The organism is Spirosoma litoris, assembly GCF_054776755.1.
On record NZ_BAAHBI010000075.1, the window covers coordinates 308,480 to 322,998 of the forward strand.

Annotated in this window: 7 protein-coding genes; 2 read left to right on the top strand and 5 right to left on the bottom strand. The window is 48.6% G+C overall.

The features are described from left to right. Positions 1–116: 116 nt before the first annotated feature. From ACYVGR_RS36500 to ACYVGR_RS36515, 4 genes are all read right to left on the bottom strand, one after another. A complete protein-coding gene (locus ACYVGR_RS36500; protein WP_460965688.1) occupies positions 117–1,391 on the bottom strand; it encodes an FG-GAP repeat domain-containing protein in 1,275 nt (424 codons plus the stop codon). A gap of 9 nt (positions 1,392–1,400) precedes the next feature. After that, positions 1,401–1,793, bottom strand: a complete 393-nt coding sequence (locus tag ACYVGR_RS36505; RefSeq protein ID WP_460965690.1) for a VOC family protein — start codon at positions 1,791–1,793, stop codon at positions 1,401–1,403. Positions 1,794–1,812: 19 nt separating this feature from the next. Continuing rightward, positions 1,813–4,692 carry a PVC-type heme-binding CxxCH protein gene (locus tag ACYVGR_RS36510; protein ID WP_460965692.1) on the bottom strand — a complete coding sequence of 960 codons (2,880 nt, stop codon included), beginning with the start codon at positions 4,690–4,692 and terminating at the stop codon, positions 1,813–1,815. A 201-nt stretch (positions 4,693–4,893) separates the two neighbouring features. After that, on the bottom strand, positions 4,894–5,583 hold the full coding sequence (locus ACYVGR_RS36515; RefSeq protein WP_460965694.1) for a 3-keto-disaccharide hydrolase: 690 nt from the start codon (positions 5,581–5,583) through the stop codon (positions 4,894–4,896). Positions 5,584–5,944: 361 nt separating this feature from the next. Between ACYVGR_RS36515 and ACYVGR_RS36520 the strand changes: the two genes are divergently transcribed. Beyond that, a complete protein-coding gene (locus tag ACYVGR_RS36520; RefSeq protein WP_460965695.1) occupies positions 5,945–8,980 on the top strand; it encodes an NHL domain-containing protein in 3,036 nt (1,011 codons plus the stop codon). An 82-nt stretch (positions 8,981–9,062) separates the two neighbouring features. Here ACYVGR_RS36520 and ACYVGR_RS36525 read toward each other — a convergent pair whose 3' ends face one another. Then, positions 9,063–10,106 carry a sialidase family protein gene (locus ACYVGR_RS36525; protein ID WP_460965697.1) on the bottom strand — a complete coding sequence of 348 codons (1,044 nt, stop codon included), beginning with the start codon at positions 10,104–10,106 and terminating at the stop codon, positions 9,063–9,065. A 446-nt stretch (positions 10,107–10,552) separates the two neighbouring features. Between ACYVGR_RS36525 and ACYVGR_RS36530 the strand changes: the two genes are divergently transcribed. Beyond that, positions 10,553–14,437, top strand: coding sequence for a sialate O-acetylesterase (locus tag ACYVGR_RS36530; RefSeq protein WP_460965699.1), 3,885 nt, complete (start codon positions 10,553–10,555; stop codon positions 14,435–14,437). Positions 14,438–14,519: the final 82 nt, after the last annotated feature.

Sequence of the window (14,519 nt, forward strand, 5' to 3'; positions counted from 1 at the left end):
TACCCGTGCCCACAATTTCGCCAGTATTCACTGGCGTGTTAAATTGATTATGCACCAGTGAATACTGGCGAAATTGAAAGGCACGAGCAAATGCTCGCGTCAGAACACTATCACATCTACTTTCTAATCTTATTCTCAAACAGAAACACGCCATTCTTATTGGCAATCACGATGTCTGGTTTCCTGTCTCCGTTCATGTCGTGCGTCACGATGTTGAGGCCCGCCCCCGAATCATTGTCGATCACGTGCTCTTTATAATAAGGCGCTTTGCCGGGCGTGAACTCAAACCAGAGCAAAATACCCGGATCGCTATCGCCGGGGTCACGACCGTGGTGAGCCAGAAACCGCTTTCCGGTAATGTAATCCTTCCGACCATCGCCATTTAAGTCGGTCATGATCGAGGAATGAGTTTGCGCCGTGGTGTTGCTCATCAAGTGGGTTTTGAAATTGATTTTACCCTGTTCATCCATCACCTGCTCGTGCCACCAAATGCCCAACGCGTGTGCCGACGCACTGACTACATCATTTTTTCCGTCGCCATTCACATCCATTATCTGCATGTGTGAACAGGGTTCGCCGATATCAGCCGGATGAAACACCCAGTTCGCGGATTTTTTATCGGCCGTACCTTCAAACCACCCTTCCCGAACGACAACATCGTTGAAGCCATCCTTATTGATATCGCCATAGCCGATTCCGTGGGAGAACGTCTCGGTACCCGGCACATTTTCCTTACTTAAGGCAAACCGTTGCCATTCGGCGTCGCCGGGTTTTACTGGGGCTTTTAACCAGACAATCTGTTTCTTAGCCTTATCGCCACAAAGAATATCCAACCGCCCATCACCATCGATGTCAATAAATCCTGGCGATTCATTCGCAATGCCCATCGAATCGGACAGGATATGTTTTTTCCAGGGTCCGTCAGCACTGGTTTTAGGATTCTCAAACCAGAAACCGGGCTTTCCGGGAAAGTCAATAATCACGACATCATCCCAACCATCCTGATTGACGTCCATTCCCAGATTGAGGAACGATTCACTGTATTCCTTCCGTGGGTCAAACACGCGCGAGGGGGCCATCTCGTGGCGTGTCCAGTTGGGGGCTTCGAACCAGTAATAACCAGCCACGATATCCATCTTGCCGTCTTTATTCAGATCGGCTACGGCTACACCTTCCGAGATAAAGTCTCGTGTAATCGTTGTCTTTTTAAAGTCTCCATCCGGGACAACCGGTTTTGTTGGCTTGGCCACGTTCGCAGCGGCATTCGTTGCCTGTTGCTGACGTACATTGAATAGTGATTTTTCCTGCCCGTACACAATGGTCATGGAGAAGCAGAAAATCAGTAGCAAGCCCAACGTATGCGTGCTATCTGGTTGACACGTTGTATTCATGTAGTCTATTCAGTTTAATGGTTTAAAAATCTCCCAATGATGACCAAATGGATCTACGAGGTGGCCTAATCTGTAGCCGTAATCCTGATCAGCTACTGGATAGATAACCCGAGCACCTGCTAGTACGGCTCGTTCAAAAACAAAATCTGGATCACTAACTTGTAATCCAATCCGCACAGGCGTCCCTCCTAGTTCATCCGGACTAAGATTACCATGTTCTGGTGATTCATCGGCGACAACAAACCTCGCATTTTGCATGACCATTTCTGCAACGACAGAGCCATCCGAATCGGTATTAGCCATGAGGACAGTAGCCCCAAAAGCCATTTTGTAAAATTCGATCGCCAATGCTCCATTTTTGACCGTTAATGTTGGGACAATGGCGATGTGATGGTTTTCCATAAATACAGTTAATAATTGCTTATTCTTCCAGCGTCTTGGCAATCAACATCTGAAGTTCGTGCGTTTCGTGCGAATGTTCCAGTTTACCGACGCGGTCATTCAACTCTTTGAGCAGTTTTTTCGAATCTTCCGTACCGAGGGCACCTATGCGTTGAATCGTATAAGGCAGCATTTTAGGCAGTTTCGCTTTCTCGGCCATCTGGAGGGCGCGTTTCGCATCGACTGCCGACAACGGTTCGGCGGCATACCATACTAGCAGGGGCAGGTTATGATCCTCTTTATCTTCCGATTTCTGAACAAGCGCATCCAGCACATCCCAACGCTGATTGGGGTCCAGACGGAGCATGGCCGAAGTTAGATAAAGCCGCACAAGGGCAGAATTATCTGTTTTGGCCAAATCTGCAAAGCGTTTCAGTGTTTCGGGAGAAACGCTTTTGTTCTCTGCCAATAACTGAATCGCCCAGCTTCGGACGTAGTCACTTTCATTCGACAGTAAGTCCACCAGTTCTTTTTCGGTCAATCCTTTTGTGACATGAAGCGTCCAAAGTGCCCGAAGTTTACGGGTTGCATCGGGGTTTTTCGCCAGAATCTCCTTCAATGCTTTATGGACCTTTTTATTGGGGCCATGCTCCTGCAATAGTAGCCGGGCCTGCCGAACATACCATTCGTTCGGATGCAGTTGATAATTCACCAGCTCCATATCCGACGCCTTCGCCAGATCGACCTGCACCCATTTATCGTTATCGTGCGTGATCTTGAAAATCCGGCCCATCGTTTTGTTATGCACATCGGGGTTCGGGCTGTGGCATTGGTTCTTATCGTACCAGTCGATGGCAAATACCGATCCGCTTGGGTCGTATTTCATGTTCAGCCACTGCGACCAGGAGTCGTTCATGACCAAAAAATCAGGCTGGTGCGTCACCAGATAGCCCGATCCTTCGCGAACGGGATGGTCATGATTTAACCGGGCCCCGTTGATGTTGTTCATGAAAATATCGTTGCGGTATTCTTTCGGCCAGGAATCACCACCCAGGTAAATCATAGCTCCTGAGTGAGCATGTCCCCCACCTGCCGAAGCTGACCGGAAATTACCCGCATGTGGCCCCCGTTCGCCCAGCCAGTGCACGTGATCGGCGTGTGTTTTGATGTCGTCGTAGGTGTAGGGATTGAAATGTTTACCCGCCTGCCGGAAATAGCGTCCACCCTGAATCATCTGATACATATGCGGAATCACACAAGCCGTCACGAAGGCATGACCATAATCGTTGAAATCCAGTCCCCAGGGATTGCTGGTTCCTTCGGCAAACAGTTCGAATTTCTGCGTAGTTGGGTGAAACCGCCAGACGCCCGCGTTCAGCTTCGTCCGTTCCGAATCGGGGGCACCCGGCTTGCCCACATTCGAGTGGGTAAACACGCCATGTGTACCGTATAGCCAGCCATCGGGCCCCCAACGAAAGCTATTCAGCACTTCGTGCGTGTCCTGTGTTCCCCAGCCATCGAGCAGTTTTTGGGGTGCCCCAGTAGGCGTATCGGTTTTAAAATCCGTCGGAATGAATAACAGATACGGAGCCGCGCCGAGCCACACACCACCCATACCGACCTCAATACCACTGACCAGATTCAAGCCTTCGGCAAAGACTTTCTTCTTATCCAGGGTTCCGTCGCCATTGGTGTCTTCAAAAATCAGGATGCGGTCTCTCCCCTGCCCTTCCGGTGCCGGAACAGGGTACGTATGCCCCTCAACCACCCAAAGACGGCCGCGCCAGTCGATGGTAAAACAAATGGGTTTCACAATGTCGGGTTCAGCAGCCGCCAGCGAAATCTTAAAACCGTTTGGCAGTGTCATAACCTTAGCCGCTTCGGTACCCGAAAGGCCCGCATGAAGAACAGGATCAAGTGGTGGCAGGATGATAATATCCTTCTGTTTTAGCTCATTCGGAAAGTTCGGGCGTGTAGGGTAAAATAGAAATTCATCGAAGTTGATGTGCGCCCATTTATCATTGGCGATGTATGGAATCTGCGAAATCCCTGTCTCGTTATCGACAATCCGAATAAAGATCTCCTGATTCAAATACGGTTGTAGATCGACAACAACGGGTTGAAGTGTGGCACGGCCTTGTCCGGTGCTATGAAAAATGACTTTATCTGTACTTGCCTGAACGATTTCTACCCGCGTGTCCTGCAAGGCTCCTCCCGAAACCCGAAAAGCAGCAAACGGCTGCGTGACTGTGAACGGCACAGACGTTAATGTTCCGGTCAGTTTATAGTTGGCCGTACCGCCACTGCTCAGGAAGTACTTTCCGGCAAAGCCAATGGTCATGTCTTTTTCGTGAACGGGCGAAGGGTCCTGATCAACAAGCGGATTGGCAAACGCATCACCAGTGGCCGTCCAGTCTTTCAGCGTCCCCGTCTCGAAATTCAGGTTCAGTGGCTGTCCGTTTTTTGCGGGAATCTGACCAGCAATAGCAACGTCATTAACATTGCCTTCCACTACCTCGAAGTTGCCAACCATACCGGCAGCCCGGTGGCCGGGAACCGTACAATAATAGGTGTCGTTTTTATCGGCGGTGAATGTAATGCTGGTACTGGCTCCCTTATCATTGATCGACTTACTTTTCAGGCCGAGTTTTTCCAGCGCGATATCGTGCGTCATCTGCTCGGCATCGGTAATGGTAATCCGCACCCGGTCGCCTTTATTGGCTTTTAGGGTTGGGTTGCGAGCCCCATCTTTCGAAAAGTACCCCAGCATAGATGCCTCCAGCGCATACTCCCGGTCGACCTTTTCGGTGGCCGGAACTGCTGCGGCTGGTTTAGCTTTGGGTGCCTGAGCCTTGCTGTAAGGGTTGGGTAACGCAAGACCAACAAAAATGACAGACATGAGCAAACGGAATTTGTTCATAGGAATAAGGGATTTTTAACTTCTTCGGTATTGGGCGATCTCTATTGAGTTACGCTTTTGTACGACCCCGATGGGGTCGAATGTTTATAGAAAATCACGCTAACTATAAACATCTGACCCCATCGGGGTCATACCAGAAAACATAATATCCAGCTAGCAACCAAATACTTACCATCACATCGTTATCAAATTCATATTTACTCATAACTCAGAAATAGTCAAGTCTCTGAATTCAACCTGAGCCACTCCTCCGCTGTGAATCTGAACGGCAATTACGCCTTTCGACGGAATTTTGCTATCCTGCTCTATATAGTCGCAGGTTTTAACGCCGTTGATATACAACTCATGGTGGTTACCCTTGCAGCGAATGATGTAGCTATTCCAGCCATCTTCTTTCAGGATTCGTTTGAGGATGCTCAAATCACCGCTCACCAGTTTTTCGCGTCGGTGTTCGTCATATAAATCACCCCAATAACCATTGCCAATGTCGGCCTGATAGCCAACTATTTTTCCGCCTTCCAGAATTGACCGATACTGTATCCCGCTGTTGATCATACCTGTTTTGGGATCGCCAGATAAGCGAAACAGGCAACGAAACTCAAAATCGCCGTATTCTTTAATCGTATGTAAGTAAGTATTTTCGGGTATCTTTTTAACGCCGTCTCCGCTTCGAATCACGCTATCTTTTACAAACCAAAGCGATGCGTGTGCCGGATCGACTGTCTTCCAGCCCGTCAGCGTTTTTCCGTCAAACAGCGATTGCGCTTTTACAGTTGACTGGGCTAAAAGCGGCTGTCCATGACCACTATAAATAGCTAGTATGAACAGTAGGATCAAAAATCGCCAGTATAGATCTGGTCTTTGCCGATGATGAGTCCAGGTTGATTTCATCCATTTAGTAATTTCGCAGGTTTACATACTATAAAGTGTCTGTAAACCTTCTTATTACTCATCCCGCCTTTTGATAAAACGTCATCTGCGCTTTTGTGATGCCAATGAGTCCGTCTGTATAATGCTTCCAACCTTATAGGCATTACTCAATTAGCTTCTTCCAAGCCAAAAAGAACACTGCTCATTCAAGCTATAGCGCCACAATTTCGCTATTATTTAATCCAGTTAAGCGAAAAATAATCCTGCCAATATACTAATAATGAGCAATTTAAAGACGAGTTTAGAGTAAAAAATGAACGGTCACCAAGGTTTACTATATACGTTTCAATTTATTTGTTACCATATTTTCATATCCCTATCGATGAAAGCATATTACCTAACCCAAACTTCATCCAGATCAATAGCTTGTGTAACGCTAAGTATCTTACTTTCTTTACTTGCAACCCAATTATCGGCCCAAATCATTACCACCGTAGCAGGGTCTACTCTGAAAGGCGATGGAGGCCCAGCTATTAGTGCGGCCCTGAGTACACCAACGGGTGTAGCCATTGACGGAAATGGCAATCTCTTCATTGCCGATCAGGATAATCACCGTATTCGTAAAGTAACGCCCGATGGGACCATCTCTACGGTGGCAGGCACTGGAGCCTATGGCTATAGTGGCGATAATGGCCCAGCCATCAATGCTACGTTGGGTAGTCCTTCTGGCATCGCGGTTGACGCGACAGGGAATCTGTTCATTGCCGATCAGAATACCCATAGCATCCGGAAAGTGGCTACCGATGGAACAATCACGACCGTAGCGGGCAATGGTATAGCTGGCTTTAGTGGCGATACTGGACCAGCTGTCAATGCCAATTTACACACGCCATACGCAGTAGCGGTCGATGCAACCGGCAATCTCTTTATTGCCGATCAGGCCAATCATCGGATTCGGAAGGTCGCTGCCGATGGTAAAATCACGACTGTGGCGGGTACGGGTACACAAGGTTATAACAGTGATAACATTCAGGCAACCGCGGCTAATTTAAATACACCTTCTGGCATAACGGTCGATGCAACTGGAAATCTGTTTATTGCTGATGCGCTTAATCACCGCATTCGTAAAGTAGCGACCGACGGCACCATTTCCACCGTAGCCGGCACGGGTATTCAGTCTTTTGGTGGCGATGCGGGTCCAGCTACTAATGCACAGCTAGCGAACCCTACGGGTGTGGCGGTCGATGCGAGTGGTCAGCTTTTCATCGCCGATTTGGCCAATCACCGTATTCGCAAAGTAGCGACCGATGGCACCATTTCCACCGTAGCGGGCACGAATACACAAGGATTTAGTGGCGATAATGGCCCCGCTACCAGTGCTTACCTGAATAACCCTTCTGGTATAACCGTGGATGCGGCAGGCCAGCTTTTCATCGCCGATAAGACTAATTACCGGATTCGGAAGGTGGCTACTGATGGGACTATTTCTACTGTGGCAGGCAATGGCACACCTGATTTCAGTGGCGATAACGGCCCCGCTATCAATGCGGCCCTGGGCAGTCCTTCCGGTGTGACAATCGATGGAAGTGGCAATCTCTACATTGCTGATAAGACCAATTATCGCATTCGAAAAGTGGCTACGAATGGCACAATTACCACCATAGCAGGCAATGGCTTATTCGGTTTTAGCGGAGATACTGGTCCGGCCATCAATGCACAGTTGGCTGGGCCCACAGGCGTGGCGGTGGATGCGAATGGCAATCTGTTCATTGCCGATCCAGATAATAATCGGATTCGGAAGGTCACTACCGATAGTAAAATTACAACTGTGGCGGGCAATGGCACCGCCGGTTTTAGTGGTGATAATAACCCCGCAATCAATGCGGCACTCAACAATCCGACAAGTGTAGCGCTCGATGGCAGCGGGAATCTGTACATTGCCGATCGCACGAATCATCGTATCCGTAAAGTAACCCCCGGCGGTACCATTTCTACCGTAGCGGGTACGGGCACCGCTGGTTTTAGTGGCAATAATAGTCCAGCTGTTAATGCAGTACTCAATAATCCTACAGGAGTGGCGGTCGATGAGAGTGGTAATCTGTATATCGCTGATCGGGATAATCATCGCATCCGAAAAGTAACCCCCGACGGGACCATTTCTACTGTAGCGGGCAATGGAACTCAGGGATCAGGTGGCGACAATGGGCCCGCTATCAACGCCAACTTAAATACACCTTCCGGAATAGCAGTAGACGGGAACGGGAACCTCTTTATCGACGACACGTTTAATCATCGCATTCGGAAGGTAACTTCGGATGGTACAATCTCTACGGTTGCGGGAAACGGGGCACCGGGTAAAGATGGTGATAATGGGCCAGCTACTAGTGCCCAACTCAATGCACCGTTTGGTGTAGCGTTGGATGGCTCTGGCAACCTATTCATCGCCGATCAGGCCAACAACCTTATTCGCCGGGTCAGTGCGCCGGCCAGTGTGCGTATAAACCCCTCTACATCGATAAGCGCCTGTGTTGGAAGCAGTTTCAGTCTCACAGCTACAGCCATCAATTTCACTCCTACTTCGTATACCTGGACTAGCCAGCCTAGTGGGTTGTCGGCAAGTGGTGCTTCGCCTGTTTTCACCGCCCCTTCCGTCAGTACGGCGACGACCTACACGTTAACCGTCACCGCTACCGATGGAACAACGAATGTAACAGCAAGTGTAAACGTAAGCGTCAATCCATTGCCCGTTCCTACGCTAACGGCGAGTAACCCATTAAATGGCACACTCACCAGTGCCACGCTGACTGCCAGCGGAGGTACTTCTTATTTGTTTAGCGGACCCGGTGTCGTAAGTCAGAATTCGATATCCGGTACAGCAGTCGCCAATGTTTCGGGGACTTATTCAGTAACGGTTACGAGTATCGCTGGCTGCTCCAGTACAACCAGCGTGGCATTGCCCGGTACCGATTTAAGTCCGACTATAGATTTGCCACAAGCTAATTTCCCGATTGGTAGTACAAGCAATTTTTTGGTGAATGTTTTCGAAGTAAACGGCTTGCCGACGTCCATGAACAATGTAGTCATCACGATTACTGCCCCTACAGGTTATACGCTTTCGTTTGCTAATTCGCTGACGAGCATTATCGTATCGGGGGGTAGCTCCACTCCTGTGGAGGTTGATAATACCAAATGGACAGTCACGTCGATGACGTCTGGCGTTCAGTTGACCTTAACCATTAATAGTGGGCAATTTATAGCGGCTAAAGGCAAAGCTACCCTGGGTTTCAGCCTCAGCCGAACAACGGCTAATTCAGGAAGCACTTCCAGTATAACGGTGAATGTCAAAAACGATGCTGCCAAAACCTATGACGGCAACAGCACCAATAACGTCTACGCCCGAATCATTAATGGCCTTTAGAAGCTAACGTAGTTCAAAAATAGGGTTTTTGATTCTATAGATTCTTTGGGATCGATTCGAATCTATAGAATCAACTGAAGAGTTACCCCTTCTTTGGGTCGAGCACGACATGCCGAATACGCTGACGCTTCCAGGTATACGTTACGTGGATAAGCCCATCGGCAGTTTGAATGACAGCCGGGTACGAATATTCTCCTGGCTCATTTTCGAGTACGGCCAGTGTTTTCCAGGTTTTTCCATCGTTAGAAATGGCAATATCGAGCGGTGTTCTTGGTCCACCAGATTTACCCGGCGTAGGCGCCACAGGGTTATATACCAATACCTGACGACCATCTTTCAGCGTAACCGCATCGGTGCCTGAGTTCGGGTTGGGAAGTGTTGTCTTTTGCAAAGGCGACCAGGTTTTTCCGTCATCCTTCGACCAGGTTTCGAGAATAAATCCACTTTTCTGGCTACGACAAAGGGCCTGCAACTGGCCATTAGGATAGAACAGAACACTAGGCTGAATAGCTCCGTCGTTAATCCCATCATTAATAGCCTCTGTTTTCTGCCAGGTTTTACCCCAATCGCTGGTTCGCTCGAAATGCACTCGCCAGTTGTGATCTTCTGAACTGGTCGGGCAAAGTAACACACCCGATGCCAGCAAAACCGGTTTGTTTTTAATCGGCCCCAAAATTCCCTCTGGCAGTCGCTCGGCTGCCGACCAGGTTTTGCCATTATCTGTCGATCGCTTCAGCATGCCCCACCAGGTCGACGGGCTTGGCCCAACCTTGTAGAATAGAATTAATTCGGCACCAGGTCTCTGAAACAAAACTGGATTCCAGCAAGGCAACCGCTTGCCATCGGGTTGCACGCCTATGGCTACTTCAACGGGTGTTGTCCAGTTACCATTAGTTTGGCTGCTCACCCAAATTCCAACGTCGGGATGGCGCTCACGTGTACCACCAAACCAGGCCGTCACTAATCCTTTCGGGGTTTCGGCTATCGTTGAGGCATGACATTCTGGAAAAGGGGCTTTTTCATAAATCCACTCCTGGCGAAGGATCGCCGGATTAGTTGACTGCGCTAAAACAGAAGGGGCAGTTAACAGACATAAAACAACAAGGTATAGGTAGGGAGTTTTCATGCCCCAACAATACGAAAAGCTGTAAATATTAGCTAGTCGGCCAATAAACCAATGCGCTAAGTAGGCTAAATAAGCAGGGGTTTACGGCAAAAATATTTTCAAAAAAGCACCTGCTCCCATCGGCACATTTCTTGTATTATGTCCTAGTAGTCACCTTTTATTTATATATGCTTAGTAAGACTACTTTCAGTATAAAGCACAAAACAATACATAAATAGCACAAAAATGAATCTATACTATCTATCTAAAAACTCATTTTTCTCGCTAATTAATTAAGAGAAGAGTGAATAATCCGGCAAAATTTCGGATTCGATTAGTCCCCAAAAGTGGACACCAGCCAAGCCAAATACCGTGCCAAACCTAGTGTTTAACAGAATTGGCCATCAACTGGCTCTGCGCTGTTTTTATCAAAAACTACCTCCCCTCCACACTTAAAATAGGCGTCTATGATTAACTACTACAGGCTAGTACATAAAGCTCACCAATTACGACTAATTGTCTGCTTATTGCTCCTTATCCCGACTATTACTTCTGGTCAACTTCAACTTAATTTTCCCGTATCACGAATCGTTTTTCAACGAGATAACTCGAATCAGGCAGCGGTTCCTTTTCATGCTGTAGTCACAGCCTCAGTTACGCAGGTTAAGGTACGGTTAGTCGTTCGTCAGGGAGGAACCACCACGGCCTGGTCGACCTTTACACCTTCCAATGGTGCTGTTTCAGGTAGTGTACTCTCGGTACAGGGAGGCTGGTATGATCTGGAAGCCGAGTCCTTTAATGAAGCTGTGAGCCTGGGTGTTCAGCGTATTGATCGAGTGGGTGTAGGTGAAGTTCTAATTGCTTCGGGCCAGTCCAATGCGCAGGGCTTTCCGTACACAACAGGCGCTTCCGACGATCGGGTATCCTGTCTGAATTATTATGATGGTCAGATTACGGAGTCGCGCTTTCCGCTCACGTTTAGTCATTTATCGATTCCCACGAATGTTGGTCCAACCAATTCGTCCTATATCTATGGCCTACTAGGCGACAAGCTTGTTCAGAAATTGGGCGTACCCGTTCTGATTTACGGAGCGGCTATTGGCGGCACCTCCTCTCTTCAATGGCGCCAAACCGCAGAGGGCCAGGTCATTCCTGAGAGTAGTCAATGGGATGGCGCCGACGATTTACGGCCCTATCGAGCTATTAAGGCAACGTTGACGCATTATGTTCAACGAACCGGTTTGCGCGCTATCCTGTGGCATCAGGGCGAATCCGACAAGGGAAAGTCTTCATCCGACTACATCACGAATATTCAGAAAGTTATTGAAGCAAGCCGTCAGGATTTAGGCGTTACAACCTTGCCCTGGATGATTGCCCGAGCCTCCTGGAATGAAGGCAGTAACGACCCTAATATTGTTGCGGCTCAGAATACATTGATTTCGCAGGTTCCTTATTGCTACGCTGGTCCCAATACCGACGATTATGGTAACACCTATCGGCAGGACGGCACCCATTTCCTGCAATCATTTTACCCTCAATTAGCCGACCTCTGGAATCAGGCACTCACGACCAGTTTTTTTCAGCAATCGACGCCTTATGTTCTTCCGCAGGATGCACCCCGACTTACAGTTGGTATGCCTCAACCTTTTTATCAGTATCAGGGTGGGCATCTCGTTATTCCGTTTTTAGACGAAGCCCCAGATGGACCCGAATCGGGTGTTGCGTATACCGCCCAGTTAGTTTCTTCGACTGGTCAGTTCATAACAAACCTCGGCATCAACAATACCCGGCCTTTACGCGTAACGCTACCTGATAACCTAGCGGCTGGAACTTACAAAACCCGAATCGTCTCGTCGGCATCCTCGTCGACGCTAAGTGCACCAATTACCGTTTTTGCGCCAACTTATGCCAAGAAAACAGGCACAGGGTTAACGGGAAAGTATTTCAGTGGTTCGGATACGAACGGTCCTGTTTTATACTCACAACTGGATGGGCCGTTGGATATGACCTGGTATGATAGTGGCCCTACGCCCTATATGCCCATCCGCGACTGGCTCATTAGCTGGACTGGCCAGATCGAAGCCCCAGTTACAGGTACCTACATTATAAAAAGCAGTTACGATGATGCAACCCGAATCTGGATCAATGGCCAGCTAATTATTGATGAATTGGGTGCTCACGCTTACCCGTTCACAGTAAAAGGCCAGATTACGTTGCAGGCAAATCAGCGGTACGACATCCGGGTTGAGTTATATCAATACTGGTACAATGCCCAGATACGCTTACAATGGGTAGTACCGGGCACTACCCAAGCCGTTTATATTCCGAAAGATCGTCTTTTCCCAGCCTCGGCGCCCGTTGCTACAGCAGGCACGTCGCTCAATGTAGTTTTTCCTACACCCCGAACGGTTTTACAAAGAGATAATAACAACACTGCCCAGATCAATATCAGGGGCCTTTGCCCTACTCAAACCGAACGGGTCGAAATTCGGGTTTCGCCAACAGTATCAGGTTATGGGCAAAACAACGATTCCTATGTCGTACTGGATAGTCAACCAACTAATGGGACTTTTTCGGGATCAGTTACGGCTACCAGCGGCTGGTATAATCTGGATATACAGGCCATTGCGCAAAGCCGCGTGATTAGTCATATACGAGTTACGCCCGTTGGTGTAGGCGAAGTTTTCGTGATTGCCGGAGAAGGCAATGCACAGGGGATTACCCCCAACCAATCGGTTGTATCGGCGGCTGACGAGCGTGTAATTAGTGTTCCTCAGTATAATTATACCGATACGACCCGCTTACCTTTACCTCCCACATTCAGTAAGATAACGGCAAAGGAAGCAATAGGGCCGCACGGCAATACGGCCTGGTGCTGGGGCGAATTAGGCGATTTACTAACCAATCGGCTCAATGTTCCTGTTCTGTTTTACAACGTAGCCTGGACGGGCACAACCGTTCGGAACTGGCGGGAAAGTATGGAACAGGGCGCTACAAATACCATAGATAATACCCCAATGCCAGCCGGTATGCCCTACAGCAATCTTAAACGGGTACTGAAAGATTATGTTTCTTTGACAGGCTTGCGAGCAGTACTTTGGCAGCAGGGAGAAAGTGAATATTACTCCACTACGCCCCAAGCTACCAATTATGCGACGGACTTAAAGGCAGTGATTAATCGAAGCCGGGTGGATGCCGGTTTTGCTCAGCTTCCGTGGATAATCGCCCGGGCCTCAGTCGATAATACAACTAGTTCATTGTATCCATCTGGAAGCTACGAGCCAGTAACCAACCGCCAGAACGAGGTAATCCAGACAACAGCCCAGGTTATAGCTGGGCCTATTACCGATACGATTCAAGTGCCCAGGCCCAATGGCACGTATTTTCTGGGAAGTGGTCTTACCCGACTAGCCAGAGCCTGGAACATGGCCCTAACAAGTTCTGTCTGGTCGACAACAGCGCTATTGGCGCAGGCTCCAACTGTAAGTGATCTACGGCTAACGGCTGAGTCAAACACTCGAACAGCCGCAGTCAATCAGGACATACCTTTCACGATCAACGTTATAAATGAGAGTAGTTTGCCAGCTACGAATGTGCAGGTACGCTGCCAATTACCCGATCAATTGCAGTTCACGAGTAGTGGAACGATGAGTTACCAACAGGGTTCCCTGTTAGCGTCAATCCCCAGTCTGGACATTGGTCAACAAATTGCACTCGGGTTCATCGCTCGTCCCAAGCAAGCAGGTATCTATCGAATAGCCAGCGAAATTATTCGGGCAGATCAACTTGACCAGGATTCACGACCTAATACTAGCATTGCCAATGGTGAAGATGATGTTGCCTGGATAGATTTTCGAACAACAGAGAGTTCATCATCCATATTTTCAACTACAGCTTCGCAAAATGCACCGATACTGCCTCCGGTCATCAGCAATCAGCCCTTTGGTGACCCTAATAAAGCTGATCTGAGTTTGCAAATAGCCTCGAGCAGTATGGCTCCGGCAACGAATTCGCCCGTTTCAGTAAGTTTGATTGTCAGAAATAGCGGTGCGCTAACCGCTCAAAGTGTGCAGGTTGGCTGTGTCTTGCCCACTGGCTTATCATTCGCCAGTAGTTCTACAATGGCGTTGGTGGGCAATATCGTCCGTGGTACGATAGCTAGTGTTGCTTCGGGTGGCCAGGCGGTACTTACCTTTACCATGACGCCCACAACGACCGGCAATAAAGTGTTACAGGCGCAAATCGAAGCATCTTCCTTAGCAGACCCGGACTCAACTCCGAACAACGGCTTTACAAACGGCGAAGACGATACCGCAACTGTAACTCTTCGGGCTGGGCAAGTCACGCCTTAACAATAGACCGCTGATTTTCACTATTTAAGCAGTTTAAACTTCTCTCTACTAAAAAGTGCATCCTATTTTCCCATTAGAGAGA